This is a genomic window from Merdibacter massiliensis, from assembly GCF_900155395.1.
GTDB lineage: Bacteria > Bacillota_I > Bacilli_A > Erysipelotrichales > Erysipelotrichaceae > Merdibacter > Merdibacter massiliensis.
In genome coordinates, this window is record NZ_LT699727.1 from 404,436 (window position 1) to 429,577 (window position 25,142).

Here is a 25,142-nt window from a genome sequence, read left to right on the forward strand (position 1 = left end):
ATAACAATGTCATTAAGTTAAGAAGGCTTAAAAAGTCACGGGTTAAATTTTCCTGTGGCTTTTATTATTTAGGAGAATTAATTTGCTTTTTTGGCATGATAAAAACAACTTTTATCAAAAGTTTTAAAAAATATGTTATAGTAGTAGTGATTAATAGATACGATAATTAGATGCAGTATAGTTTTGTGGATGTGGAGATCTCACAAAACTTCTTCCTTTTCTAATTGGGGATGTATCACTAATTATTTGTATATCGAGATTAGGTGGAATTCCGCCTTTTCTTTTTGTTTTGAAGAAGACATCCATTATAAGATGGATGGCATTAGAAAAATTTATCTTATGTAATAACTTCTTCTTCATCTTTTGTTTCCTTTGACTCTCTAGATATGTATTAATGATAGAACATAGATTGTACATGACAAGTTTAGCCAAAATCTCCTGTATGATGAATTCTTTTTTTCTACTTTTAAAATTGATTACGTTTATATCGTGTTTTAAATAATTAAAGGCAATTTCGATGTTCCATCTTAATCCGTAAATATATTTTATATCTTCACAAGAAAACACATCACGTTCTAAATTTGTAATCAGCACTTCGTAATTGTTCTTTAATTTGAATCTAAGAATCCTCCATGTTGTGTTATAAAAATGTGTATCTTCATTTAAAAAATCAAATTCCTGTGATTTTTGGATGATCTTATATTTTGACTTCTGTTTTTGATATTCCTTTCGATTGTAATTAGTAAATATCAGGTCTATATCTTTATCAAGTTCACTTTCAGGTATATCTAAACCGGTAATAATTCCATTCCCTCCATTAATATCTTTTGCGCGAATGATAAATTTTGTTTTCTGTTTTAAATTTTCAATCAGATTAGCTCCTTCATAGCCTCGATCAGCGATCCAAATGGTTTTATCATTTTCATTGCGGCTAACGAGCTGCATCATTTGTATACGTTCATCATATTGCCTAATACCTTTGATCATGGCATCTATAAATCTAGAATTCAGGACATCGTAAGCAGCACTCAAATGCACTTGGTTATAACCTTTCCCTTGTGTATTGTCTGTTTTTCTTTTGCCATTATGAAAAGTAGAAACATCGTCTGGATTATAAGGGATATTGATCTTACTTCCATCCACCGCAATGAGTTTATAGCCTTTAAAGGTTTTCTTATAAGGATACTTTTGATTTAATGAGTCTAATAAGAAATAGAATAGATTTTCTTTAAGTTTCGCTCTGGATTGGACCATAGCGCTGCTTGATACAGAAATTTTCGTATCTTTACAAAAGTTACGCAATTCATTTTTTAAAGTAGAAGGACCGGAACCTAAAATGAATCGGACGGTTTCTACGATTCCAAGTTTAGAAGAACGAATAAAATTTTTCTGAGGATCAAGCACCAAAGAACGATGAATGGATTTATCAGCCAGGGACTCAATGATTTTGTTTAAATCAGAGATGACATTAGAAGAAAAAGAACTCATAAGATATCACCTCCAAAACAAAAATCCTACAGAAATAAATAATAGAAACAAATAAGAAAGTATAGATAAGGAATATAATTGATACCTCCTAACACTTCCTTTACGAAAGCGTGGAGCATAGCTCCACGCCGCATATTTTCATTTTTGTCAAGAATAAAATAAAAACCACGCCAAATGTAAAGCTCCAATAAAATGGGACACTTATAAATAACCACACTATAGGTAGGATTCTCTGTATTTCATAGGAGGCATACCTTTTAATTTCTTTTGTGGTCTTTGATGATTATAGAAGTAGATATAATCATCAACTTTCTTAATAAGATCATCAAAGGTATTTGGGATATTGTTATTAAGTTCTAAGCATTCAGATTTAAGATGAGAAAAGAAATTTTCACAACAGGCATTATCATAACAATTCGCTTTTCTTGAATGTGATATTGTAACTCCATAACTATCAAGATATTTGATATATATGATATTTGTATACTGGAAACCTTGATCGCTATGGATGATGCATTCAATTGTTGGATTCCATATCTTATCATTGATGATCTCTTTTATATTGTTCATAACGATATTCATATCGTTAAATTTAGATATTTTATATGCTAAAATAGAATTGTCATAAAGATCTTTAATAACGGAAATATACATACGACCTTTTTGACAATAGATATAGCTTACGTCAGTAACTAACTTTTCTAAAGGACGTGAAGCTTTAAAGTTTCTAGCGAGGACATTATCACAAACTGTTCTTGCTTTTTTGTCTTTTTCTTGAATCGTACAGCATTTAAACTTTTTCTTCCTGATAGGTGAGGATAAACCTAATATCTTCATATAACGATAAACAGTCTTTTCATTATAAATGACACCAGTATCTAAAGCTATTTTCATTGTTATATAACGATATCCTTTATAAGATTCATAAAATATCATTTCTATCTGATCGGCTAAGAAATCATCAAATGAATACCTTATAGGCCTGCCTATATTTAACCAACGATAATATCCACTACTTGATACTTTAAGATAATTACATAATCTTCTAACTGGATATTTATCTTTTAAATCATAAACTATCGAATATCTTAGTGCTCTCCGTATATTTTGCGGAGAGCCTTCGCTTTTTTTAATATTTCGTTCTCCATCTTAAGATATTCTAGCTGTTCATCTTTGGTCATATAATCAAGATTTATTTTCTTAGATCTACCTTTATATACTCCATCTTTTTTACCTAAGCGTCTGCCATCATCTTTAAGTAATTCTGGATTTTGTTTATATAGTCTTATCCAATTTCTTAAGGTTCTATTATCTTTGATACCATATATTTTGCATATGCTGCGTAATCCACCATATTCATCACTTAGATAATCTTCTACTGCTTTAGTTTTTAACTCTGGAGTATATTTATTAAATTTTGTACTCTTTTTAGCCATGATAAAAGCCCCTTTCTATTAGAGTCATGTGTGGTTTTATTATACATGTCTATTATAACTGGGGCTTTACATAGCACGTGGTTTTTTATTTCGCATCTTCGATGCTCAACTGACTGAAGTCATCTATTCATATTTCTATGAATAGTACAATAAAAAAGTAGAGCAGAAAAAGATTTCTGCTCTACTAATTAAAAGCCCTCATATTTAACTTAATGACATTGTTTAAATAAAGGCTTTTTCTTCATATGGTGCCGGTACCCAGAATTGAACTGAGCGCTAAGCATTACCATTGCTTTGTATTACCACTATACTATACCGGCACTTCGCATGAACAATATTTATTATATACGAAATGCTCTCAATTAGGCAATCAATTTTTTATTTTTCTGCAGGGAATTGCTGAAGAAAGCGTAAGACCCGCGAGATCGGCAAGCCGACGACATTAAAATAATCTCCGTGGATCTCTTTTACAAAATATTTTCCCAGTCCCTGAATCCCGTATGCGCCGGCTTTATCCATCGGTTCTTTGCTTTGCACATAACGATTGATTTCTTCTTCACCGATCGGGTAAAATGAAACCTGCGTCACACAAGAAAAGGTCACGGTTTTCTCCTTGGAAAGAATTGCCACTCCGCCAATGACCTGATGTGTTCTTCCCGAAAGAAGCCTTAACATGCGTTTTGCATCTTGTTCATCTTTTGGTTTGCCGAATACCTCGCCATCCAAAGCAACGATAGTATCTGCTCCAATGACGATATGCTCCATATGATCTGCAAATACTGCCTGTGCCTTTTCTTTTGCTAAAGCCTCTACTGCTTTTTGCAATCCATATTCCATGCATAAATGTTCTGGAATATCTTTGGATACGATAGAAAAAGACAGTCCCATCTCTTCTAATAGTTCTTTTCTTCGAGGCGACTTGCTGGCTAAGATCAAAGGTTTCATTTATCTAATCTTCCTTTCTTTTTTGTAATGCTCTGTGGAAAAAAATACATCTGCAGTGCTTGGTGCTGATCATAGATTGCCATGATCAGGAAAGAAAGATAAAAGGCTAAAAACCATAATATGATGCGAATAACCAAATTGGCAAAAAATGCCTCTGGAAATAAATTGATCATCAGATCGGTCGCCGGATTTAACAGCCACAAATTATTGGTAAAAAAGATATGGTGGAACGTTGTCCAAAAACCAGTAAAGTCGGCTTGGATCCAGATGCCAAGCAAACACAAGAATAAGATAAATAAACAAGAGACAAACAGCAGCCCTTTACTAAAATAATGAAAGAATGCTTTGCGTTGCAAATAAAGCAATACAGCGATACTTATGACAAATAAGATACAGGCGCTCCAGCGTACAGTCATTGCATTTTGATATAATGTCCGTACATCTACCATATGCGCACTTTCTTTCGCATTGAAAGCAAGCCGTTGAACTCCATTGATATTCACTTCGACATCGATCGTATCTACTTCTCCTCTTAGATAGTCTAAAAGCGTCGTAGTTGCTTTCATCAGATCTGTATCATTCATTCCCAAGGTAGTTGCGGTATGTAATTCTTCATATTGCTGCTCAAAAAAATGGGTATTAAAACAATTCATATCAACACTGCTCAACAATAAAAATATGATCAAAGAACAGGCAGAAACTGCTCCAAATAAAGAGGAAATTCGTTGTTTCATCTTATCACTACTCCTCATATCGTATACAGTGTATCATGAAGTGCGCTCTTCTTTCAACATGCTTATTCCACGGCAATCAATTGAACATTCGTTACCCCTTTGATCGTACGCAGGGTCTTTAATAATACATCCAAAGAACCTTGCATTTCGCTGAAATCAAAAGAAATCACTACACTCGCCCAGTCATGGATCGGGATATTTTGGTTAATTGTCAAAATATTTGCATTCACCTCGGATAAACAATTCAATGTTTCGCTCAAGATCCCTTTTTTATGGTGCAGCATCAAAGAAATCACTGCTTTTCTCTCTTCTCTTCCCTGCATGGCAGGAAATACATAGTCTTTATATTTATAGTAAGTTCCTCTGGAAATGCCCACTCTTTTTACAGCTTCACTGACCTGTTTGATCATTCCGCTTTCCAACATACCTCTAGCCTCAATGACCTTATCTAAAACATCCGGCAAGATTTCGGCATCGACGATGTAATATTTATTCATATTCCACGTACCCTCCTTTCTTCGCAGCCTGCAGATTCAATATCATCCAAGTCGGATATCGTTTTTGAAAGAGCGAACGCAACTGTTCACTTTTTTGCTGATCGATGATCGCAATCATAGTAGAACCGCTTCCGCTGATAAAGAAAGCTTGCGCCCCCTGATCCAGCGCAATCTTGCGAACATCCTCGTAATCTTTGATCAAGGTCTTGCGATATGGTTCCTGCATGCGGTCCTGACACGCATGGGAAAGCAGCTCATGATCGCCAGTTTCCAATGCTCTGCATAAAGCAACACATCTTCCCATCTGATAAACTGCATCACCATAGCTCATCTGATCAGGCAATATTGCACGTGCTGCTGCAGTTTGTACCTCATAATCCGGAATCACCGTAACGAAAGCAAATTTTTCATGCACTTGATACAAAGAGACATACGGTTGTTCATTCTCTAAAAAAGAGGAACAAAGATTACCGTATAGTGCAGGAGCTAAATTATCTGGATGATGCTCCAGATGCAGACATACACGCAATAATTCTTGTTTTGTAAAAGAACGCTTGCTGAAAGCAGCTGCTCCCAGAACTCCGGCCACGATACAAGATGCACTGCTTCCCAGCCCTCTGGACATAGGGGATGCATTCTGGATATCTAAAGCAATTCCTAAGGGATAAGGAATCTTCCATTCATCTAACGCTGAATAAAAAGCTTGTATGACTAAATTATCTTTATTTTGATATGCCTGCGGACAGCCGGTAATTACTAATCCTTCCTTGTCGAAAGAAAAAGTAAACACACCAAAATAGTCTAGTGCAAGACCCAAACAGTCATAGCCGACTCCGATATTGGCACTGGTCACGGGTACATGTACACGAATCATTTCAACAACTCCTTCGCCTTCTCACAGACATAGGTTTCCATATCCGTACAGTCGATTACTTGTTCAAAGCGGATCGGAAGATCTTTCAACGCATAAAGACCTTTTGGGATCTTGCAGTTTGCAAGCCGGGATAATTGTTCCATGCACTGGAAATCATCATCTGCCGGAGTTATTTGCAATGCGCATAATACATCTCTTGTAAATTTAAACGGAGAAGCAGTGGATAATAAAATCGTTGGTTCAGATAAAGCATATTGACGCAACACATGGGAACCAACAGCTGTATGTGGATCCATCACATAATTGCTTTCTTCATAAACACGATGAATTTCAGCAAATGTTTGTGCATTATCACAGTATCCGCTCAAGAATACATCCTGGATCTTGGCCAATGTTTCTTCATCGATTTGATAACGCCCATGGTTGGCCAGATCGCACATCCAGTCATTGACCTTTTTACTATCTTTTCCGCACATATAATACAGCATGCGTTCTAAGTTAGAAGAAATCAGGATATCCATGCTTGGTGAAATCGTCTTATGAAAAGGACGATTGCGATCATACACGCCTGTCCGCAAAAAATCATCCAGCACTTTGTTTTCATTTGCTGCAACGATCAAATGACGAACTGGCAATCCTAGTAATTTTGCATAATAGCCTGCCAGCACGTTGCCGAAATTTCCTGTTGGTACACAGAAATTGACAAGATCTCCCATTTGGATCTTTCCTTGCTCATACATTTGCTTATACGCTGCAAAATAATAAACGATCTGCGGAATCAGACGACCGATATTGATAGAGTTGGCGCTGGACAAAACGATATGTTCTTCTTCGAATAATCGTTTAGCACCTTCACTTTGGAAAATAGCTTTCACATTGCTTTGCGCATCATCAAAATTACCGCGAATTGCACATACATCTACATTGTTCCCTGCTTGTGTTGCCATTTGCAGACGCTGGATATTGCTGACTTTTCCCTCCGGATAAAAAACCAGGATGCCAATACGGTCTGCATCTTGAAAACCGCTCAATGCAGCCTTCCCCGTATCGCCGCTGGTTGCTGTGATGATCATGACCTTTTCCTGTTTTCCTTTTAAGGCCTTTGTCATCAACTGTGGCAGCATGCACAAGGCAACATCTTTAAAGGCACTGGTAGGACCATGAAATAATTCTAATATCGGCTGATTTTTGGCGAATACCAGCGGTGTGATCAATACATCATCAAAATGATCACCATAAGCTGCTAACGTGCATTCTTTTAATTCTTCCTCTGTATAATCCCATAATAATTTCTTAAACAAGACCTGTACCATTTGCTGATAATCATATTGTAAAAAAGCAGACAGTTTGATTGGATCTTGATCCAAATCATCCCATACGAATAATCCACCATCTCTAGCAATTCCTTGCAGGATTGCTTCTTTCGGTGTACAGGCTTCTTTTCCTCTTGTACTATGATAATATGGTTGTTGGACCATACGAACACTCCTTTCATTTCTCATTGCAATTTGATAATACCTATGATACAATGTATGCAATTTTAATACAAGTGTTTTTGAAACAAAAACATTTTTTTGGAGGATGGAACGACATGAAGATCGCACTTTTAGGTTTTGGCACTGTAGGGAAAGGTGTCTATGAAATCTTGAATCGAAAAGATACAAATGATACTGCACAAATTGAAATAGCGCATATACTGATTCGTAAAGGAAAAGAGAAGAAACTACCGATCATGGTAGAAGATTATGACCAGATCTTGCGAGATCCGCAATGTGAATGCATTGTAGAAGTGATGGGCGGCATCGAACCGGCACATACGTATATCATGAAAGCATTGCAGGCAAAAAAACACGTCGTAACCGCAAATAAAGCAGTTGTAGCAGCACATTATCAAGAATTCATAGAAACTGCACAAAAGCAGCAGGTTCAATTTCGTTTTGAAGCAAGCTGCGGCGGAGGCATCCCTTGGATCCATTCTTTATTGCAGGCAAAACGCATCGATTTGATCCAGCGAATCAGCGGGATCTTCAATGGAACAGCCAATTACATCATTGATCAAATGGTCAAAAAAGATCTGGAATTCGCTGTTGCGTTGAAAGAAGCACAGGATGCCGGTTATGCAGAAGCTGATCCCAGTGCCGATATCGATGGCATCGATACTGCAAACAAAGCGATGATCTCCGCATCTTTAGCATTCGACATTGTTTGTACGCGTGACTTCCCGATCAGCGGAATTCGTCATTTGACAAAACAAGATCTTCATCATTTTTTACAGCACGGCTACAGCATCCGTTTATTGATGCACGCCTGCATGCAGAAAGATCGTTATGCCTGCGTTGTAGAGCCGACGCTGATCAAAACAGACACATTGGAAGCAAATATCCCGGATAATTATAATTTAACCTCTCTCTATGGTGAAACATTAGGAGATCTTAAGATCTACGGTCAAGGGGCCGGGGCACTTCCAACCGGTAATGCGATTGTCTCTGATGTTATTGCTATCCAGCATAAAGAAGTGCCCGATCCAGTGGTCCTCACTCATAAGACATTTGATACCTCGTTATTAAAAGGCGATTATATCTTGCGGAAAGATAAGCAATATCAAACTTATCATGCTGTCGATCCACTTTGGATGCATGAGATCTACCGTGAGATATTGCAAGAAGATCCAGCTGCATTTTTAGCAAGGATAAGCACAAAGGGGGAGATGCAATGATCAAGATCACAAAGTTTGGGGGTTCTTCGTTAGCAAACGCACAGCAATTCCAGAAAGTCAAACATATTATAGAAAGCGATCCATCCCGGCGTTTTGTCGTTGTCAGCGCCGTGGGTCGAGCCAATAAACATGATAATAAAGTCACTGATCTTTTATATCTATGTCAAGCGCATATGCAATATCATGTAGATTGTTCCAACGTATATGAAATGATCCGGCAGCGCTATATTCAGATTCGCAATGACCTGCATCTTCATTTTCCAATAGAACGAGAATTAGACGCTTTATGGAATCAAATGAAAACAGCAATTTCTGTAGATGAATTGGTCAGCCGGGGGGAATATTTTACAGCTCGTTTAATGGCAGAGTACCTGGGCTATGCATTTGTGGATGCCAAAGACGTCATTCGTTTTCGCTATGACGGTTCGATCGACTATGATTTTTGTGAAAAAAGTTTACAAAGACTTGCGCGAAACAATCAGCCCTTCGTGATGCCGGGATTCTACGGCAGTGCTCCGGATGGACGAATTCGCGTCATGACACGAGGCGGAAGTGATATTACCGGTTCCATTTTGGCAAAATGTCTGCATGCCGACTTATATGAAAACTGGACCGATGTTTCAGGCTTTCTGATGGCTGATCCGCGCATCGTTCGCAATCCCCGCCCAATTCGCAAGATTACGTATAACGAATTACGCGAGCTGTCTTATATGGGAGCCAGCGTTTTGCACGAAGATGCAATCTTTCCGATCCTCGACAGCAATATTCCGATCAACATTTTAAATACGAATGATCCCGACAATCCCGGTACGATCATCGTCAGCGAATTAGATGACGATGCACAGGATGATACGATCATTACCGGTATTGCCGGCAAAAAAGACTTTTCGTCTATTTCCATCTATAAAAATCATATGTCCGAAAGTGTTGGTACAGTGCGCAAAGCACTATCTGTTTTTGAACGTTACCGTGTATCTATCGAACATATTCCAAGTGGAATTGATTCTTTCAGCGTTGTTGTTGCTACAAAAGACATCAAGGATATCATTTATGATATTGTCAATGACATTCGAAAAGAATTAGAACCTGATCAAATCAAAGTATCAGATGAAATTGCTTTGATTTCTACCGTCGGACGCAACATGAGTTCACATCCGGGGATCAGCGGTCGGATATTTGCAACACTTGGCAATAATGATATCAACATTCGCATGATTGCTCAGGGAAGCGATGAGATCAACATCATTGTCGGTGTAGAAAATAAAGATTTTGAAAAGACCATCGCAGCCATCTACGATGCCTTTATTCAAGAGGAGGAAAAACAATGAAACAATATCGTGTTGCCATCTTAGGTGCTACAGGTGCTGTAGGAAGAGAAATGTTAAAAGTATTGGAAGAAAAAGATCTTCCTGTTGCTTCCTTGCGTTTGTTTGCAAGCAAGCGCAGTGCAGGCAAACAAATACCGTTCAAAGGACAAATGATCACGATCGAAGAAGCGAGAGAAGATAGTTTCCAGGATCTTGATATCGTATTAGGAGCTGCTGAAAACGATATAGCAAAACAATTCTTGCCCATCGCCGCAAAAAACGGAGCGGTCGTCATTGATAACAGCAGTGCCTATCGTCTAGACGAAAACGTACCGCTGGTTGTTCCGGAAGTAAATCCGGAAGATGCTTTCCAGCATCATGGAATGATTGCCAACCCTAATTGCGCAACAATCATCGCTCTGGTAGCTTTACAGCCACTTCATGCTGCATTCCATGCGAAACGAATGATCGTATCCACCTATCAGGCGGTCAGCGGCGCTGGTATTGGCGGCATCCGTGAATTAAACGAACAAATGAAGGAACTTGTAAACGAGCAGCCTCTATCCAAACCATCTACATTCCAATATCAAATCGTTTGTAATGTGATCCCGCAAATCGGCGGATTTAACGAAGAAGGTTACTCCAGCGAAGAGATGAAAATGCAAAACGAAGGCCGCAAGATCCTGCATGCACAAGATCTGATGGTCAACTGTACTTGTGTACGTGTACCTGTTCTTCGTTCCCATTCCGAGAGCATTACCGTAACTTTTGAAAAAGAGGTGGACGTAGAAAAAGCAAAAGCATTATTAAAAGATGCGCCAGGTGTCCGTTTAGTAGATGATCCATCACGATCCCTTTATCCAATGCCGATCGACACAAGTGATCAAGATCTGGTGTTTGTTGGGCGCATACGTAAAGATATCTCTGATCCAAGCAACCATTCCTTAACATTCTGGTGCTGCGGAGATCAAATTCGAAAAGGAGCTGCAACCAATGCTGTTCAGATTGCGCAGCTGTTGATTGAAAAGGAAACGAAAGACTGATCATTCAGTCTTTTTTCATATTTTCACAACCAAAAAATAACCTATCTTTTACGATTTCTTAATAAAATGATGATATTGTTATGTTTTAATAAACATGCGAGGTGTTATTTATGAGCAAGATATTGATCATTGACGATAATGAAGACATACGAAAAATTATTGGATATGATTTATTAAAAGCCGGTTTTGAAGTAGAAGACGTAGAAGATGCACAGAAAGGGTATCAAAAGATTTTACAGGACAACGATTACGATTTGATCATCATTGATTGGATGATGCCGAAGATGAGCGGAATCGAACTGGTAACTCTGTTGCGCCAACACCATATCAACAGCATCCTTTTTATGTTAACAGCAAAAGATGGAATGGACGATCTGGAACAAGCATTTGCTGCAGGGGTGGATGACTATATGCACAAGCCTTTTTCTCCACGAGAACTAGAGATTCGCATTCGCCATCACTTGCAGTTGCGAAAACCGCAACCGGTCAAAGGACAAATCACTTTTGCCGATATTGTCTTGAATGAACAAAATCGGCGGGTACAGATCAACAAAGAAGAAATCTCTTTGACGCGCAAGGAATTTGACATGCTGGCATATTATCTGCATCATCCCAACACCGTTCTATCTCGCAATGAAATATTAAATGCACTATGGGGCTTTGACTATGACGGAGATACCCGCATTGTTGATGTTCATACATTCAAATTAAGAAATAAACTAAAAAATAGTCAGGTGCAGATCACATCCTCCAGAGGAATCGGTTATTTGTTAGAAAAAAAGATCGCAGATTAATAATCTACGGTCTTCTCTTCTAATGTTGCTTCATATTGTTTCAAAGATGCAAGGGCTTTGGGTGCAAGCGGAAATAATGCGATCATGTTGAAGATCGTCATCAATCCGACTCCCACATCACCTAGATCCCATACGAATTGATAAGCCGCCAGCCCGCCGACAAAAAGCATGACTAGTGCTACGATCTTATATAAAGTCTGGGCAATCCAGCGATCACCAAACAAATATGCAACATTGCTTCTCGCATAGAACAAGATACCTAAAAATGTGGAAAAACTAAATAACCACATGATCACTGCAATGAAGATCACGCCAAAGGAACCAAGATGATACTGCATGGAGGTTTGTAACAGGTCCATCCCTTCCAGTCCTTTTGTTAAAGCTTCTGGGGTTAATAACATGATCATTGCTGTACAGCTGCAAAGCAGCAATGTATCGATAAATACACCTAATGCTTGTAACAGTCCCTCTTTTGCCGGATGAGAGATATTGGCAGCTGCGGCTGCACAAGGAGCAGATCCGGAGCCTGCTTCATTGGAAAACAGGCCTCTTTTTGCACCATTCATGATCACCGCGCCAATCCCGCCGCCAACAACTTGACGAAATCCAAATGCCTCCGCAAAAATCTTGGAAAAAACAGATGGCAATAATGAGAAATTACGGATAATGATAAAGAGGGTGATAAAGAAATAACATGCTGCCATGATCGGAACGATAATATCCAAGACACGAACGGTCGTATTTTTTCGCAACACGATAATTGCCGCAATAACGACCAGAACGATGGTCGAATAAAGAGGCGGGATCTGGAATGCATTTTTGACAGCAGACGAGATAGAATTCCCCGTTACCTGACTAATGCCGCACCAACAGATCAAGCCGGAAACAGCAAATAAAGAAGCAATGATCGAACGCTTTCGACGGCTGTCTTTCTTGACAAATAAATGATGCAGATAATAAGCAGGTCCACCGCGATATCCTCCATATAAAGGGTCTTTTTCTTTGTAGATCTGTGCCAGTGTCGCCTCGATAAACGCAGTTGAAGAGCCTAATAGCGCCATTAACCACATCCAGAAAACCGCTCCTGCTCCGCCTGCCGAAATTGCCGCTACAACACCAACCAGATTTCCCATGCCCACTCGACAGGCAGTAGAAACGATCAATGCCTGCACGCCGGAAATGCCGTCTTTGGCATCTCCTTTTTTATTATTTTCCAGCGTAACCTTGATCATCTCAGGAAACATGCGAAAAGGCAAAAAACGTGTACGTACCGTGAAATAAATGCCTGCAGGGACTAAGATCAAGACTAAGACAGATAAACTAAGCGTATTGCCCCCCGGTAATGGAAGGACAAACAAATCTCCCCATAACAAATTATAGATCCATTGAATTATCGCCATAAAAATACTCTCATTTCTATCAAAATACTGTAATTATGTTTATTATAACAGATAACGGCATTACAAAGAAACAGTAAAATAAAAAAGTGTTCGTATTTACAAACACTTTTCACTAGCGCATCTGTTTCATTGCCTTTTCAATTTCTCGCTTCGCATCTCTTGCCTTTTCACTTTCTCGTTTATCATGCAACTTTTTACCTCTTGCTAAAGCAATTTCCATTTTTGCCATCCCGTGTGTCAAATAAATGGATACTGGAACGACTGTATAACCCTTTAACTGCACTTTTTGCTGCAGACGTGTAATCTCGCTGCGATGCAATAATAATTTTCGTATGCGCGTTTCTTCATGATTAAAACGATTCCCATAAGTATAGGGAGAGATGTGCATCTCTTTCACAAAAGCTTCTTGATTTACAAAACTGATATAAGCATCTTTTAATTGCACTTTCCCATTTCGAAGTGATTTGATTTCAGTCCCCTGTAATTCCAAACCCGCTTCATAGCGATCTTCTAAAAAATAATCATGTGATGCTTTTCGATTATATGCTACGATTTTACGATCTGCCATTTTCTCACTCCTAATAAATCAGTTCTACTTTATCACCCATGATCTCCTTTGACAAGTCAATAAAATACTGTTTGGACATATCTTGTCCTTGAATATAATGTGTTGCTATCAGATCATCATTATATTCACTTAATGGATATACCTGAACATCAGTGATCGTTTGATTAAAATACATGACAGTAGGTTCAAAAGAGACATCTTCAAAATGTACGCTTTGATCATTTGGATCATACACGCACTTCCAACGTGCCATTCCGCCCAGCATGCGATAATTGACATCTTGTGCAGACACAAAATTTCCCAGGGAATACCATACCAATGTCTCGTTCCCATTTTTTCCTGTCAATTGTTCCACCGGCTGTAATACATGGGGATGAGAGCCAATGATGACATCTACGCCTAAGTCAGTCAACATTTGTGCAAGTTGCGTTTGTTCCTCATTAGGAGCAAACTGATACTCCTCTCCCCAATGCATCGAAACGATCTGAATGTCGCTGATTTCTGAAATATTCTCTACATCCTGTTGGATTCGCTCTTCGTCGATAAGATCCACCAAATATGATTTCCCTTCCGGCAATACAAATCCATTTAATCCATATGTATAGCTCAATAAACCGATACGCAGACCATTTTTCTCTATTACACGATAGTTTTTTTTGTCATCTTCATTCTGATGGGTACCAGTTTCTACCAACGGCAGCTTTTCAAGATATGCCAACTGATTCCGTATTCCTTGTTCTCCTTTATCCATTGAATGATTGCTGCAAGTGGAAATCCAGTCAAAGCCGGCATTGGCAACTGCATCTAACACCTCATATGGTCCATTAAAAACCGGATATGAAGACAATCCAAGACTTGTTCCTCCGCAGATGGTTTCCTGATTGATATAAGCAACATCGGCTGCAGAAATATCCTGTTTGGTCCGCGCATAAACACCATCTATATTATAAGTACCATCTCCTTGATCACCATAATAATAGATAGCACCATGAATCAAATTATCTCCTACAGCTAAAAAACTAACCTCTTTTGTTTCTTCTTTTACTGTTTCTGCTGTCTCAGGTTGCGTTGGTGCAGGTGTCGTCTGACATCCAGCCAGCAGAAAGACCAGCATTAATACCATTCCTTTTCCCTTTTTCATCCTATTATCTTCTCTTTCTTAATCGCCCTTTTTGCCTTCTTTTGCGAAAATGGTTTTCTTTTGCAGGCTTTTCTTCTGCTCTTTTTTTCCACTTTCGTTTTGACGGAGCCAATAATTCAAAATCAATTTGTCGTTTCCAGCGATTAGCAGCAACACATCGTACTTTTACCTCATCGCCCATCCGGTAAACCGTTGCAGTATGTTCCCCGATCAAACACAGTGCTTCTTCATGATACTGATAGCGGTCATCTTTCATGGAAGAGATATGCACCAATCCTTCGATCGTATTTTCTAATTCCACAAACAGTCCGAAGCGAGTTACACCAGATACCTTTCCTACATAAGCATTGCCGACATAACGTTCCATATACTGCGCTTTTTTCATGTCGTCTACATCGCGTTCTGCCTCTTGTGCACATCGTTCTCGTACACTGGCATCCGCAGCCGCCTGTACAATCCAGCGGGCATCTTTTTCTATCTGTTTCTCATCTTGATTTGTTTCAAATACATAACGGTGCAGCATGCGATGCACGACAAGATCCGGATAGCGGCGAATCGGTGAAGTAAAATGGAGGTATTCACTCAATCCTAAACCGAAATGTCCTAAACAATGCGCATCATAGCGAGCCTTTTGCATGCTTCGAAGCATGTAGGAAGACAAAACATCATAATTTTCTTTTCCTTTTGCTTCCTCTAACAACTTTTGAAATTGATTCGCATGCACATTCGTAATATTGACGACAAAAGAATAACCCAGCGTTTTTGCTATACGCGCAAACGTACGTACTTTCTTTGGTTCCGGCTGTTCATGAACACGATACATGGCCGGAAGATCCAACCATTTCAAATGTGCCGCCACACATTCATTTGCACAAATCATGAAATCCTCGATGATACGCTCTGCCTCTCCTCTTTCTCTTAAGAGGATCTCCTGAGGTTCTCCTTGTTCATTTACGACGATCCTGGCTTCTTTTGTATCAAAATTGATTGCCCCCAGAGCATGCCGTCTTTGCCGGATCCATCCCGCACATTCTTGCATATAAGAAATCATGGCCAGCAGATGAGAATACTCTTTCATCAAGGCAAGATCTCCATCCATGATACGATTCACTTTCGTATAGGTCATTCGTTCGTCACTATTGATAATAGACGGATATAACTGATATGCACGTATCGTTCCGCTCTTATCAATATCCATTTGTGCCGTGATGGCAAGGCGGTCTTCTTTCGGATTTAAAGAACAAATACCATTGCTGAGCACTTGCGGCAGCATCGGAACGACACGGTCGGTAACATATACACTGGTTCCCCGGCGATAAGCTTCTTTATCCAACGCGCTGCCCTCGCGCACATAATACGATACATCCGCAATATGCACCCATAAGCGATAGCCGTCTTTTTCTTTTTGAATGCTGATGGCATCATCAAAGTCGCGGGCATCTTCCCCGTCGATGGTAATCGTTAAGAGATCACGCAAATCCTGCCGATGATCTTCTATCATAGAGGGCTCCACATGATCTGGCACTTTTTCGATTTCTTTTAGTGTTGCCTCCATAAATTCCGTATAAATATCATTTTCTAATAATAAAGACAAGATATCGATCCCGGGATCATATTTATAGCCAAGCACTTTGGTGATGTGTCCCTGCAATTCCCTTCCATAAGAATCAATTTCAACCAGAACTTTTGAATCATGCACCAATGGAAAAGCGTCGTAATTATTGACAAGGATCTTGCGCTTTGCCAGATCCTTGTCAGGAAGAAAATAAAATTGATCCCGATCTTTTTTCACGACTCCGACAAAGCGCTTATTGTGATGTTCTAAAATACGTACTATTTCACATTCTGTATCATGTCTTCCATCTTTTAAAATATGTGCAAGTACCAGGTCCTGATCCATTCCTAAATGCAAATTTTCTTTTGCGACATAATAACTGATTTCATCCAGATCTACAAATCCAAAGCCTTTTGCGTTGACTCGCAATTTTCCTTGAAAATATCCAAGATCTTCCGCCATATGGTAACGATCTTTTTGATCACGGGCAATGATCCATTCGTTTTCCAGTTCATTTAACTGACGTACGAATTTTTTATATTGATCACTGCCTTGTATATTTAATATTTCAGCCAACTGATGGACATCATATCCTCTTTGTTCTTTTTTTAACAGTTCAAACAGTTTTTCTTTCATGGCTCGTTCCTCCATCCATAAAAAAAGACCCATGCAAGGGCCTTATTTCAATACTCGGATCAATACTACAAGAACAAAAAATATGATTCCAATGACCATTGTTGCATTGGAAATGACCTTTTCTGGTCCACGTTCTTTCGTATTGGCAAACAAATTCAAATCACCGGATCCCGTAAATGCAGAACTTAATCCATCCGATTTGCCGCTTTGCAGTAAAGAGAGTATTATCAATACGACCGATACAAACATCAGTATGATCTGCAAAAATTCCATACAATAATCCCCCTTTCTCATGCTTTTTACCTATAATTGAGGATTGCGTAGACATTATAGCATTGATTATGGGAAATGGCAAATAGAATCTGCAGTGCATGTCGTTCTACTGCTTATATTATACCATATCCGCTGACAACTTCCTCTATCTCTATTGCATATCTGCACATTACTTTTCAATCAACTCTCTTAGATCATCCACTACATGATCTGCAAAGATATGTAATCGTTCCATATCTGTCCGCTGATGGACACCTGTGGTAACCAGTACTGTTTCAACTGCTTGTTCATAACCTAAACGAATATCCGTCTCTAAATTATCGCCGATCAATATGACCTGTTCCTTTTGCAGGTGCAGCTGTTCCAGCGCCAATTCTAAAATAGGTGCATACGGCTTCCCGATCCGCGGAGAAGTCTGACTGCTGGCATATTCAAACATCGTAACAATAGAACCATTTCCAACATCATATCCTTCACTAGTCGCAATGATCCGATCATAGTTCGTTCCAATCAAGCAAGCACCATTCAATAATTCTTTTAAAGCATCGCTGTATCGTCGATAGTCTGCCTGTTTATCAAGGCCTACAAAAACAAAATCAGCATTTTTTTCTACGATCGTAAATCCCTCTTGTAAAAGGGCTTCTTTCAAGCCATCCATGCCGATCACAAATGCTGTTCGCTTATCGCTGTGTTTTGCAACATAGCGTGCACTTGCCATCGCACTGGTAAAAAAATGTTCTTCTTTGATTCCTTGATACCCTAAACGCTCCATATGCTCTACATTTTGTCTGGCCGTTCTGGTCGCATTATTGGTAAGAAAGAGGAATGACTGGCTGGTTGCTAAAAGCCAATCAATGAATGCTTTTGCCCCTTCGATCAATGTGTCTCCTCGATACATCGTTCCATCCAGATCTAAAAAATATGTTCTCTTTCCTGCCATATTTACTCCTCCTGAATCATGATTTCCGTTTTCTTTTATGCGGACGCAGCAAAACAAGTCCCGCTATCACAAGGGCAAAAGGCCAATGATCCTTACCCAATAAAAGAATGACAGATAGTAACTGCTGCAGATCTATTCTAGGTGAAAATAACAAAAGAATGCCAGTTACACAAAGGATCATTCCGATACGTTGACGCATGCTGTTCACTTCCCATTTCAGCATACCTGTGAACTTCTCTCGTATTTTGTCATTTTATGCAAAAAACAGCTTTTTAAAGCTGTTTTTTATAATTCTATCTTCTCTAGATCGCTGTAAGGTATTTCCGTCGGTGTCTCTCTGCCAAATAATACAAGCAATACTGTTGCGACCTGTCTTGTCGGATCCAGCTCTTCTACTGTGCCTTCTGATCCTTTGAACGCACCATTCAAAATGCGGACACGATCCTTGATGGCAAAATCAACCTGCACATCACGCTGATTCTTTCCTAGACGACGAAGAATGTTTTCCATCTCTTCTTCAGCTACAGGAAACGGTTTCGCACCTCCACCACTGGAACCAATAAATCCGGTTACACCTGGTGTATTACGCACGATGTACCAGGCTTCATCCGTCATGATCATCTGTACAAACAAATAACCGCTGAACAAATTCTTAGTTTTTTCGATTTCTTTGCCATTCTTGTACTCAATTTCTTTTTCTTCTGCTACGACGATCTGAAACAAGAAATCTTGTAACCCCATCGTTTCAATACGACGTTCTAGATTTTCTTTTACACGGTTCTCATGTCCCGCATAGGTATTTACAACATACCATTCTTTCTTTGCTTCGCTCATCGTTATCCTCCTATAATCCAATTACCGTCAAGAAACCACTTGCTACTAATTCACACAATAAGAAAAAGATTCCAAACAAAACAGTAAACATGATTACTGTTGCACTGTTTGCGAATAGATCTTTTGCTTTCGGCCAGCGAATACGTTTGATTTCTTTGCGGATTCCTGAAATACTAAACCATTTCAACATTCTGATCGCTCCTTACTTCGTTTCTTTATGAAGTGTATGTTTCCCACATTTTTTACAGTATTTTTGCAATTCAATACGCTGTGTATGTGTTTTTTTGTTTTTATGAGTCGTATAATTTCTTGAAAGACACTCACTGCAAGTCAATATTACTTTATCTTTCATCTACGCCACCTCATTTCACAATTAGCGTACTTACTTTATCATAAAGAAGAAGAATAGTCAATTCCTCTTACAATCCCTTTTATTATATAATCGCGCAGAATAAAAGTAAAGGAAAAGCGGCAGCCTTTCCTTATTTAAAATATAAACGACGTATTTTTGCCAAGGTATTTTCAACCTTTTTTCGATTCACTTGTACCTTCTTTGCAATTTGTGCATATGTATAGCCTTCATTGCGCAGGCGATAAATCTCATATTCCAATGGCTTCAATTGCTTTTTCAATTCCTGTTCCTTCTGTTTCAATGAAGACAGATAAATTTGAAACGCTCCATTTTCTTCTATGCGCATACTGGGAATCTGATCCAGCACGATAGCGTTCCCGTCTTTTTGTATGGGCGCATCTAACGCCAGCATATCATAATGAAAAGAAGGATCTCTTCGATACTGCAGACGTTGATAATCAATCAATGCATTGCGTATCACCCTAGAAGAAAACGTGTTAAAACGAATCCCAAAATGTTCGCGGTAATCAAATACAGCACGAAACAATGCTTGGGCAGCCACCTGCAACAAATCTTTTTCCTGATGACTGGATTGCATTTGATAAGTACAATTTTGACGAATGATCCTGTAGATCTTTGGCTGATACAATTCTAATAATAATCGAAAACTCTCTTCATCTCCTTGCTGGATCATGTATACGAGTTCATTATCATTGTATTTTGACTCTTTCATTCCTGCCTCCTAAAAGGAGTCTATTTGGAAAGCGGGTAACGTTGTTCAAAAATTTTATACAACAAGATGGCACAGGCAACAGATGCATTCAATGAATTGACTTTTCCAATCATGGGTAAACGTACAAAATAATCACATTGTTTTTTCACCAACGGACGCAATCCAAAACCCTCTGAACCGATGACGAGTACCATAGGCATATCATAACTGCCCTCTCGATAATCCTTTGCATCTTCCAGATCGGCACCTATGACCCAGTAACCTTGTTCTTTCATATATTGCAAGGTTTGCGATAAATTAGTAACTGCACTGACTTTCACACTATGGATCGCACCTGTGCTTACTTTTGCCACAGTTGGCGTTAAGGATACGCTGCGATGCTTGCCAATAATGATTCCATCAGCTCCAACAGCATCACAACTACGCAAAATTGCACCTAAATTATGCGGATCTTCCAATTCATCCAACATGACAAACAGTCCATTTTTTCCCTGTGGGACACTAGCCAACAGTTCTTCGATCGTATACGTGCGATATTCATCGATCACTGCAGCAATTCCCTGATGATGGGTATTCTTCGTTTTTTTATCCAACTGATCGCGTGTCATCCAGCGAACAGGAATCTGTTGTGCTTTGGCTATTTGAACCAGTCGCTGATCTTTTATGCCCTTCATCAGCAACAGTTCATAAACCTTCGTATCTTCTTTTAACAGCTGCAATACTACATTCTTTCCATATACGATCTGTGTCATAATGTTTCTCCTATTTCCTGAATCTTATTCCATAATTTCTCTAAACGGTCTTCTTTATGAAACAGATAAAGATAACCGATCAACGCTTCAAAAGCAGTCGAATAGCGATACGTCATAATGTCCGCATTTTTTGCTTTTGTTTTGATTGTTGCGTTTCTTCCTCTCGCAAGAATCAGCTCTTCATCTTCTAGAAAGAAATGTTCTTCTTTCAAGGTCAACAACATTTTTGCCTGTGCTTTGGCGCATACCCAGGCACTGCTTTTTTTTTGCAAAGTGTTTGGATTTTGATATCCTTTTTCTAACATATGCATTCGTACTTTTAAGCTCATCCATGCATCTCCGATAAATGCTAATGTTGTTGCATTGTAATTGACGATTTCCATATTACAAAATACCTTTTTCCATCAGCTGCGCGCGATAGACATCTGCCTTTTGGAAATCTTTTTCTTTGACTGCCTTTCTCCATGTTTCATATAAAACGCAGTCTTCTTCACCTACACAGCATTTCGGAATTTCAATACCTAGCACTTGCATCATTGCCTGCATCGTTTTTAATAATGAAGCAACCAGCATCTGATCCATTTCTCTTTGACGAATCGCCGTATTTAATTTCTTGCTGACATCAAAAACGGCTGCCAGTGCATTCGGGGTATTGAGATCATCTGCCATTGCATCCATGAATGGTTGATAATATTCGTTTAACAATTCACCTTCGACGCATGCGCGATTTAGTGCTAATTTTACATATCCCTGTTTCATCGAATTAGAAATCCGTTCATATTCTTTTTGACTATTTGTCAAGGTTTCATCACTGATATTCAATGGAGCGCGATAATGTGCGGACAACATCATCCAGCGAATTTCATTGCCTCCGTATTGCTCAATCATATCTTTTGCCCATAATACATTTCCCAATGATTTTGACATCTTATCCCCATTGATATTGATCATGCCATTATGGATCCAATAGCGGGCAATACTCGTTCCATAAGCTGCTCTGGATTGTGCAATTTCATTTTCATGATGCGGAAATTTTAAATCCATTCCGCCGCCGTGAATATCGATCAAAGGACGCTGAAATACATCGTTGATCATAACAACACATTCTGTGTGCCATCCAGGACGGCCTTTTGACCATGGTGAATCCCATTGGATTCCCTCATCCGTTGCCTTCCATAATGTAAAATCCAATGGATTTTCTTTCTTGCTGTTTTCATCGATACGTGCACCAACGATCAGATCATCGATACGTTGATGTGACAAACTTCCATATTCATTTACCTTGCCTACACGGAAATAAACGTCACCATCCACTTGGTAAGCATATCCTTTCTCCACTAACAATGCTATAAATGCAATAATGGCATCCATCGTTTCTGTTACGCGAGGTGCAGCATCCGGCATCATCGCATGCAATGCCAAACGATCATCGTTATATGCTTTGATAAATTTATCCGTTACTTCTTTCTCACTGACTCCCAGCTCTTTTGCTACGTTGATGATCTTGTCATCAACATCGGTGTAATTGCTCACCATTTTCACTTCATATCCAAGTGCCTGCAATGTTCGCTTTAACGTGTCGAACACCACGATTGGCCGGGCATTTCCAATGTGCGGATAGTTATATACGGTTGGTCCGCACACATACATGCTGACTTTTCCTTCTTCTAGCGGTTGAAACTCTTCCAATTTCATTGACATACTGTTATAAATTTTCATATCGTCTGCTCCTTTTCTATATTTTATATAAAAAAAGCCTCTTTATGCAAAGACGCAATCTGCGCGGTCCCACTTTGCTTGAAAGATGCTTTCCACTTTTTCCTTTAACGCAGGATACGTCTTTCCCTACATGTCGGGAAAGCCCTCGGAAATGCACTTCATATTACGTTGGGCCTCCCGCTCGCACCCTCCGGGAATCGCTGCTGCTTCTGGTAATACTACTCTTTTCCTCACTGGTTTATGCTTTTTTTCCTTTTAACAAATCATTGATCACTTCTTCATATGGTGTGTTTTTTAATAATTGTTTGGCTTCTTTTAAATACTGTTTGCTTTTTTCATCTTCATGAACATAAGAATACTGTAATCCTAACAAATAAGCAAACATCCCGCGCTGCTGATCAGCTTGTGCATTTGCATGATATTCTTCAAATTCTTTAATATATTTTGCCTCTTTTCGAAGCAAGATACTTGCTATCATCTTTAGTTCTTTTACCGACTGAGGAGTTCCGTTCTCCTCTACGACCTTGATCATATCATTTGCTTTACGGCGATTTTTTGTTTCCACATAATAATAAAATCCTTGCACAGCAACTGATGCTTTCTCTTTTTTCTTCAAACGCATATGCAGCATCAATTGCAATTGTTCCTCGATTGCTTTTGCTTTCCCCTGTGTTAAGTAGGCACTTAAACGCATCATCTCACGTTCACCAGGTCGCAAGATCATTTTGCATCCAAAAGAATCGATGATTTGAAAAAAGCCATCCATATCCTCGTTTGCCATTGTCAGCATGATCTTTTTCGTATATCTGCGACGCAATATTATGTTTCCACCAAAAATGATTCCCAATAACAAGACCGTGATCAGGATCAAAACCCATAAATCCATCTATTTTTTCTCCTTCTTCTCTTCCTGCATTTCGACTGCAATACTCTGAAATTGTTCTAACAAACTTTCGCTGATTCCACTATCTTTCAGTTCCTTCAAGTATGCAAGATCCAGATCATCCATTCCTTCTAAAGATGTTTCACCTACATCTTCTCCTAAACGTTCTTTTACCGGCATATGATCATCTCCTATTTCATTTTACAATCAATTCGACGTGATTTTATTATAACACAGGTATTCCTCTTATGCATCATTTTTACATGCAGAATGAACCTCTCAATAGCCGCCAAAAACAAAAAAAGAGTGTTCATCAAGAACACTCTAAAACAACAATTACTTCAATTCAGAGAAGTATTTGATTGTACGAACCATCTGGCTCGTGTAACTGTTTTCGTTGTCATACCAAGCAACAACCTGTACATGTGTGTTTCCGTCTTCCATTTCATGAGCCATTGTCTGAGTAGCATCGAACAATGATCCATAACGCATACCAACGATGTCGCTAGATACTAATTCTTCTTCAGTGTAACCATAAGATTCAGTCTGAGCAGCCTTCATAGCAGCATTGATTTCTTCTTTTGTTACTTTGCCTTTTACAACAGCTACCAAGATTGTAGTTGATCCTGTAGGAGTTGGAACACGCTGTGCAGAACCGATCAGTTTACCATTCAATTCAGGAATAACCAAACCGATTGCTTTTGCAGCACCTGTAGAGTTAGGAACAATGTTCACTGCAGCAGCACGAGAACGACGTTTGTCACCTTTTCTCTGAGGTCCGTCCAATGTCATCTGGTCACCAGTGTAAGCATGAACTGTAGTCATGATACCACTTTGGATAGGTGCCAAATCATTTAATGCTTTAGCCATTGGAGCCAAGCAGTTTGTTGTACAAGAAGCTGCAGAAATAACTGTATCTTCTGGCTTCAATGTCTCATGGTTTACGTTGTAAACGATTGTAGGCAGATCGTTTCCTGCAGGTGCAGAAATAACTACCTTACGTGCACCAGCTTCGATATGTGCACTTGCTTTTGCTTTGGAAGTATAGAATCCTGTACACTCTAATACAACATCTACTCCCAGTTCTCCCCAAGGCAGGTTTTTAGCGTCAGCCTCAGCGTAGATCGTGATTTCTTTTCCGTCAACAGTGATGGATTTTTCACCAGCTACTACTGTGTCTGCCAATGCATAACGTCCCTGAGTTGAATCATATTTCAACAGGTGAGCTAACATTGCTGGTGAAGTTAGGTCGTTGATGGCAACTACTTCATACCCTTCTGCCCCAAACATCTGGCGGAATGCAAGACGTCCGATACGTCCGAATCCATTAATAGCAACTTTTACTGTCATTTTAAAAGTCCTCCTTTTGACATCTTATATTATAAAGATTTGCCATTTCATTGTCAATTAAGAAAGATGGTTCCTGTGAATTTTTTAACATTTTCTTTCCTCATGATTCCTAATCACGAGTTTTATTACCTTTTCATCCTAAAAAAGGATGCCTCCACATCCTTTTTGTCTA

General features: G+C 39.1%; 29 protein-coding genes, 1 tRNA gene and 1 other annotated feature. Of the genes, 4 read left to right on the plus strand and 26 right to left on the minus strand.

Annotated features, from left to right (window positions below):
• Nucleotides 1–150: 150 nt before the first annotated feature.
• From BQ9859_RS09990 to thrC, 9 genes are all read right to left on the minus strand, one after another.
• Nucleotides 151–1,488 carry an IS4 family transposase gene (locus tag BQ9859_RS09990; protein ID WP_075878005.1) on the minus strand — a complete coding sequence of 446 codons (1,338 nt, stop codon included), beginning with the start codon at nt 1,486–1,488 and terminating at the stop codon, nt 151–153.
• 216 nt (nt 1,489–1,704) lie between these two features.
• Nucleotides 1,705–2,622 carry an IS3 family transposase gene (locus BQ9859_RS09995; RefSeq protein WP_143404394.1) on the minus strand — a complete coding sequence of 306 codons (918 nt, stop codon included), beginning with the start codon at nt 2,620–2,622 and terminating at the stop codon, nt 1,705–1,707.
• Nucleotides 2,577–2,924 carry a helix-turn-helix domain-containing protein gene (locus BQ9859_RS10000; protein WP_075877515.1) on the minus strand — a complete coding sequence of 116 codons (348 nt, stop codon included), beginning with the start codon at nt 2,922–2,924 and terminating at the stop codon, nt 2,577–2,579. Before BQ9859_RS10000 ends, BQ9859_RS09995 begins: the two co-directional genes overlap by 46 nt.
• Nucleotides 2,925–3,170: 246 nt before the next feature.
• Nucleotides 3,171–3,244, minus strand: a tRNA-Thr gene (locus BQ9859_RS10005).
• A 58-nt stretch (nt 3,245–3,302) separates the two neighbouring features.
• Entirely contained in the window at nt 3,303–3,869 is a 567-nt protein-coding gene (locus tag BQ9859_RS10010) for a Maf family protein (RefSeq protein WP_075878006.1), read from the minus strand.
• The gene (locus BQ9859_RS10015) at nt 3,866–4,603 is read right to left on the minus strand and encodes a TIGR01906 family membrane protein (protein ID WP_075878007.1); all 738 of its coding nucleotides are present in this window, start codon (nt 4,601–4,603) and stop codon (nt 3,866–3,868) included. The genes BQ9859_RS10010 and BQ9859_RS10015 overlap by 4 nt, the downstream gene beginning before the upstream one ends.
• Before the next feature lie 62 nt (nt 4,604–4,665).
• Nucleotides 4,666–5,100 (minus strand): ACT domain-containing protein, encoded by a 435-nt coding sequence (locus tag BQ9859_RS10020; RefSeq protein ID WP_075878008.1) that lies wholly within the window; start codon nt 5,098–5,100, stop codon nt 4,666–4,668.
• The gene (gene thrB / locus BQ9859_RS10025) at nt 5,093–5,974 is read right to left on the minus strand and encodes a homoserine kinase (protein WP_075878009.1); all 882 of its coding nucleotides are present in this window, start codon (nt 5,972–5,974) and stop codon (nt 5,093–5,095) included. Before thrB ends, BQ9859_RS10020 begins: the two co-directional genes overlap by 8 nt.
• Nucleotides 5,971–7,452 carry a threonine synthase gene (gene thrC, locus BQ9859_RS10030; protein WP_075878010.1) on the minus strand — a complete coding sequence of 494 codons (1,482 nt, stop codon included), beginning with the start codon at nt 7,450–7,452 and terminating at the stop codon, nt 5,971–5,973. The genes thrB and thrC overlap by 4 nt, the downstream gene beginning before the upstream one ends.
• 113 nt (nt 7,453–7,565) lie before the next feature.
• Between thrC and BQ9859_RS10035 the strand changes: the two genes are divergently transcribed.
• The 4 genes from BQ9859_RS10035 to BQ9859_RS10050 all read left to right on the plus strand — a co-directional run bounded on the left by BQ9859_RS10035 (nt 7,566) and on the right by BQ9859_RS10050 (nt 11,834).
• A complete protein-coding gene (locus BQ9859_RS10035) occupies nt 7,566–8,690 on the plus strand; it encodes a homoserine dehydrogenase (RefSeq protein WP_075878011.1) in 1,125 nt (374 codons plus the stop codon).
• A complete protein-coding gene (locus BQ9859_RS10040) occupies nt 8,687–10,018 on the plus strand; it encodes an aspartate kinase (RefSeq protein ID WP_075878012.1) in 1,332 nt (443 codons plus the stop codon). The genes BQ9859_RS10035 and BQ9859_RS10040 overlap by 4 nt, the downstream gene beginning before the upstream one ends.
• Nucleotides 10,015–11,040, plus strand: coding sequence for an aspartate-semialdehyde dehydrogenase (locus BQ9859_RS10045; RefSeq protein ID WP_075878013.1), 1,026 nt, complete (start codon nt 10,015–10,017; stop codon nt 11,038–11,040). The genes BQ9859_RS10040 and BQ9859_RS10045 overlap by 4 nt, the downstream gene beginning before the upstream one ends.
• A 110-nt stretch (nt 11,041–11,150) precedes the next feature.
• Nucleotides 11,151–11,834 (plus strand): response regulator transcription factor, encoded by a 684-nt coding sequence (locus tag BQ9859_RS10050; RefSeq protein WP_075878014.1) that lies wholly within the window; start codon nt 11,151–11,153, stop codon nt 11,832–11,834.
• Here the strand turns inward: BQ9859_RS10050 and BQ9859_RS10055 are convergent.
• The 17 genes from BQ9859_RS10055 to gap all read right to left on the minus strand — a co-directional run bounded on the left by BQ9859_RS10055 (nt 11,831) and on the right by gap (nt 24,970).
• Nucleotides 11,831–13,234, minus strand: a complete 1,404-nt coding sequence (locus BQ9859_RS10055) for an alanine/glycine:cation symporter family protein (protein WP_202613484.1) — start codon at nt 13,232–13,234, stop codon at nt 11,831–11,833. The two genes, BQ9859_RS10050 and BQ9859_RS10055, sit on opposite strands and share 4 nt — an antisense overlap.
• A 112-nt stretch (nt 13,235–13,346) precedes the next feature.
• Nucleotides 13,347–13,802, minus strand: a complete 456-nt coding sequence (smpB, locus tag BQ9859_RS10060) for an SsrA-binding protein SmpB (RefSeq protein WP_075878016.1) — start codon at nt 13,800–13,802, stop codon at nt 13,347–13,349.
• Nucleotides 13,803–13,812: 10 nt separating this feature from the next.
• Nucleotides 13,813–14,943, minus strand: a complete 1,131-nt coding sequence (locus tag BQ9859_RS10065) for a CapA family protein (protein ID WP_075878017.1) — start codon at nt 14,941–14,943, stop codon at nt 13,813–13,815.
• A 4-nt stretch (nt 14,944–14,947) separates the two neighbouring features.
• Complete coding sequence (gene rnr, locus BQ9859_RS10070) at nt 14,948–17,134, minus strand: ribonuclease R (RefSeq protein ID WP_075878018.1); 2,187 nt, start codon at nt 17,132–17,134, stop codon at nt 14,948–14,950.
• Nucleotides 17,135–17,176: 42 nt separating this feature from the next.
• Nucleotides 17,177–17,407, minus strand: coding sequence for a preprotein translocase subunit SecG (gene secG, locus BQ9859_RS10075; protein WP_075878019.1), 231 nt, complete (start codon nt 17,405–17,407; stop codon nt 17,177–17,179).
• A 169-nt stretch (nt 17,408–17,576) separates the two neighbouring features.
• Nucleotides 17,577–18,347 (minus strand): HAD-IIA family hydrolase, encoded by a 771-nt coding sequence (locus BQ9859_RS10080; protein WP_075878020.1) that lies wholly within the window; start codon nt 18,345–18,347, stop codon nt 17,577–17,579.
• A 16-nt stretch (nt 18,348–18,363) separates the two neighbouring features.
• Entirely contained in the window at nt 18,364–18,570 is a 207-nt protein-coding gene (locus BQ9859_RS10085; protein WP_083662845.1) for a hypothetical protein, read from the minus strand.
• 62 nt (nt 18,571–18,632) lie between these two features.
• Nucleotides 18,633–19,181, minus strand: coding sequence for a transcription termination/antitermination protein NusG (nusG, locus tag BQ9859_RS10090; RefSeq protein ID WP_075878021.1), 549 nt, complete (start codon nt 19,179–19,181; stop codon nt 18,633–18,635).
• A gap of 10 nt (nt 19,182–19,191) precedes the next feature.
• Nucleotides 19,192–19,371 carry a preprotein translocase subunit SecE gene (secE, locus tag BQ9859_RS10095; protein ID WP_235846429.1) on the minus strand — a complete coding sequence of 60 codons (180 nt, stop codon included), beginning with the start codon at nt 19,369–19,371 and terminating at the stop codon, nt 19,192–19,194.
• Nucleotides 19,372–19,383: 12 nt separating this feature from the next.
• Nucleotides 19,384–19,533 (minus strand): 50S ribosomal protein L33, encoded by a 150-nt coding sequence (rpmG, locus tag BQ9859_RS10100; RefSeq protein ID WP_075878022.1) that lies wholly within the window; start codon nt 19,531–19,533, stop codon nt 19,384–19,386.
• A gap of 130 nt (nt 19,534–19,663) precedes the next feature.
• Complete coding sequence (locus tag BQ9859_RS10105; RefSeq protein WP_075878023.1) at nt 19,664–20,266, minus strand: sigma-70 family RNA polymerase sigma factor; 603 nt, start codon at nt 20,264–20,266, stop codon at nt 19,664–19,666.
• Nucleotides 20,267–20,286: 20 nt separating this feature from the next.
• Nucleotides 20,287–21,018, minus strand: a complete 732-nt coding sequence (rlmB, locus tag BQ9859_RS10110) for a 23S rRNA (guanosine(2251)-2'-O)-methyltransferase RlmB (protein WP_075878024.1) — start codon at nt 21,016–21,018, stop codon at nt 20,287–20,289.
• On the minus strand, nt 21,015–21,401 hold the full coding sequence (locus BQ9859_RS10115) for a Mini-ribonuclease 3 (protein ID WP_075878025.1): 387 nt from the start codon (nt 21,399–21,401) through the stop codon (nt 21,015–21,017). Before BQ9859_RS10115 ends, rlmB begins: the two co-directional genes overlap by 4 nt.
• Before the next feature lies 1 nt (nt 21,402).
• A complete protein-coding gene (cysS, locus tag BQ9859_RS10120; RefSeq protein WP_075878026.1) occupies nt 21,403–22,737 on the minus strand; it encodes a cysteine--tRNA ligase in 1,335 nt (444 codons plus the stop codon).
• 45 nt (nt 22,738–22,782) lie between these two features.
• Nucleotides 22,783–22,980 (minus strand) — a binding site (T-box leader).
• Entirely contained in the window at nt 22,976–23,623 is a 648-nt protein-coding gene (locus BQ9859_RS10125; RefSeq protein WP_075878027.1) for a hypothetical protein, read from the minus strand. (Overlaps the previous feature by 5 nt.)
• Nucleotides 23,624–23,800, minus strand: a complete 177-nt coding sequence (locus tag BQ9859_RS12470; RefSeq protein WP_154666063.1) for a hypothetical protein — start codon at nt 23,798–23,800, stop codon at nt 23,624–23,626.
• A gap of 156 nt (nt 23,801–23,956) precedes the next feature.
• The gene (gap, locus tag BQ9859_RS10130) at nt 23,957–24,970 is read right to left on the minus strand and encodes a type I glyceraldehyde-3-phosphate dehydrogenase (RefSeq protein ID WP_075878028.1); all 1,014 of its coding nucleotides are present in this window, start codon (nt 24,968–24,970) and stop codon (nt 23,957–23,959) included.
• Nucleotides 24,971–25,142 lie beyond the last annotated feature (172 nt).

Excerpts from the sequence above, each read along its gene's own strand:
- BQ9859_RS10080 (WP_075878020.1), bottom strand. The coding sequence starts at position 18,347 with ATGGCAGGAAAGAGAACATATTTTTTAGATCTGGATGGAACGATGTAT.
- BQ9859_RS10040 (WP_075878012.1), top strand. The coding sequence starts at position 8,687 with ATGATCAAGATCACAAAGTTTGGGGGTTCTTCGTTAGCAAACGCACAG.
- BQ9859_RS10050 (WP_075878014.1), top strand. The coding sequence starts at position 11,151 with ATGAGCAAGATATTGATCATTGACGATAATGAAGACATACGAAAAATT.
- BQ9859_RS10045 (WP_075878013.1), top strand. The coding sequence starts at position 10,015 with ATGAAACAATATCGTGTTGCCATCTTAGGTGCTACAGGTGCTGTAGGA.
- BQ9859_RS10020 (WP_075878008.1), bottom strand. The coding sequence starts at position 5,100 with ATGAATAAATATTACATCGTCGATGCCGAAATCTTGCCGGATGTTTTA.
- BQ9859_RS10125 (WP_075878027.1), bottom strand. The coding sequence starts at position 23,623 with ATGGATTTATGGGTTTTGATCCTGATCACGGTCTTGTTATTGGGAATC.
- thrB (WP_075878009.1), bottom strand. The coding sequence starts at position 5,974 with ATGATTCGTGTACATGTACCCGTGACCAGTGCCAATATCGGAGTCGGC.
- BQ9859_RS10015 (WP_075878007.1), bottom strand. The coding sequence starts at position 4,603 with ATGAAACAACGAATTTCCTCTTTATTTGGAGCAGTTTCTGCCTGTTCT.
- secE (WP_235846429.1), bottom strand. The coding sequence starts at position 19,371 with ATGTTGAAATGGTTTAGTATTTCAGGAATCCGCAAAGAAATCAAACGT.
- rnr (WP_075878018.1), bottom strand. The coding sequence starts at position 17,134 with ATGAAAGAAAAACTGTTTGAACTGTTAAAAAAAGAACAAAGAGGATAT.
- BQ9859_RS10085 (WP_083662845.1), bottom strand. The coding sequence starts at position 18,570 with ATGCTGAAATGGGAAGTGAACAGCATGCGTCAACGTATCGGAATGATC.
- smpB (WP_075878016.1), bottom strand. The coding sequence starts at position 13,802 with ATGGCAGATCGTAAAATCGTAGCATATAATCGAAAAGCATCACATGAT.
- rpmG (WP_075878022.1), bottom strand. The coding sequence starts at position 19,533 with ATGAAAGATAAAGTAATATTGACTTGCAGTGAGTGTCTTTCAAGAAAT.
- BQ9859_RS09990 (WP_075878005.1), bottom strand. The coding sequence starts at position 1,488 with ATGAGTTCTTTTTCTTCTAATGTCATCTCTGATTTAAACAAAATCATT.
- BQ9859_RS10105 (WP_075878023.1), bottom strand. The coding sequence starts at position 20,266 with ATGAAAGAGTCAAAATACAATGATAATGAACTCGTATACATGATCCAG.
- BQ9859_RS10035 (WP_075878011.1), top strand. The coding sequence starts at position 7,566 with ATGAAGATCGCACTTTTAGGTTTTGGCACTGTAGGGAAAGGTGTCTAT.
- thrC (WP_075878010.1), bottom strand. The coding sequence starts at position 7,452 with ATGGTCCAACAACCATATTATCATAGTACAAGAGGAAAAGAAGCCTGT.
- cysS (WP_075878026.1), bottom strand. The coding sequence starts at position 22,737 with ATGAAAATTTATAACAGTATGTCAATGAAATTGGAAGAGTTTCAACCG.
- BQ9859_RS10065 (WP_075878017.1), bottom strand. The coding sequence starts at position 14,943 with ATGAAAAAGGGAAAAGGAATGGTATTAATGCTGGTCTTTCTGCTGGCT.
- BQ9859_RS10115 (WP_075878025.1), bottom strand. The coding sequence starts at position 21,401 with ATGGAAATCGTCAATTACAATGCAACAACATTAGCATTTATCGGAGAT.
- BQ9859_RS10000 (WP_075877515.1), bottom strand. The coding sequence starts at position 2,924 with ATGGCTAAAAAGAGTACAAAATTTAATAAATATACTCCAGAGTTAAAA.
- BQ9859_RS10055 (WP_202613484.1), bottom strand. The coding sequence starts at position 13,234 with ATGGCGATAATTCAATGGATCTATAATTTGTTATGGGGAGATTTGTTT.
- gap (WP_075878028.1), bottom strand. The coding sequence starts at position 24,970 with ATGACAGTAAAAGTTGCTATTAATGGATTCGGACGTATCGGACGTCTT.
- secG (WP_075878019.1), bottom strand. The coding sequence starts at position 17,407 with ATGGAATTTTTGCAGATCATACTGATGTTTGTATCGGTCGTATTGATA.
- rlmB (WP_075878024.1), bottom strand. The coding sequence starts at position 21,018 with ATGACACAGATCGTATATGGAAAGAATGTAGTATTGCAGCTGTTAAAA.
- BQ9859_RS12470 (WP_154666063.1), bottom strand. The coding sequence starts at position 23,800 with ATGCCGGTAAAAGAACGTTTAGGAGAAGATGTAGGTGAAACATCTTTA.
- nusG (WP_075878021.1), bottom strand. The coding sequence starts at position 19,181 with ATGAGCGAAGCAAAGAAAGAATGGTATGTTGTAAATACCTATGCGGGA.
- BQ9859_RS10010 (WP_075878006.1), bottom strand. The coding sequence starts at position 3,869 with ATGAAACCTTTGATCTTAGCCAGCAAGTCGCCTCGAAGAAAAGAACTA.